This window comes from Mycobacterium sp. DHQP2018-32-09, assembly GCF_058148405.1.
In genome coordinates, this window is record NZ_JBYVYK010000195.1 from 1 (window position 1) to 394 (window position 394).

Sequence of the window (394 nt, forward strand, 5' to 3'; positions counted from 1 at the left end):
TTACACACATAACTTTCTATTTCAGGAGGAATGTTAGCAAAAGTACCTACTGCACCACTCATTTTCCCTACTTCAATTTCTTCTCTTACTTGTTTGAAACGTTGTAAGTTACGTTGCATTTCCGTGTACCACAATGCCATTTTGACACCAAATGTAGTTGGTTCTGCATGCACTCCATGTGTACGTCCCATCATCAATGTATATTTATAATTTTTTGCTTTTTCAGCTAAAACGTCGATAAATCTTTCTAAATCTTTTTCAATAATGTCATTTGCTTGTTTAATAACGAAACTTAAAGCTGTATCTACAACATCAGTAGAAGTTAAACCATAATGTACCCACTTACGTTCTTCACCTAGCGTTTCAGAAACTTGTCTAGTAAAGGCTACAACAT

At 34.5% G+C, this 394-nt stretch carries 1 protein-coding gene; it reads right to left on the reverse strand.

Annotated elements, in window-relative coordinates; genetic code table 11:
• A partial coding sequence (locus tag AC30CM_RS27320) for a lyase family protein (protein WP_490120025.1) occupies positions 1–394 on the reverse strand: 394 nt, incomplete at both ends.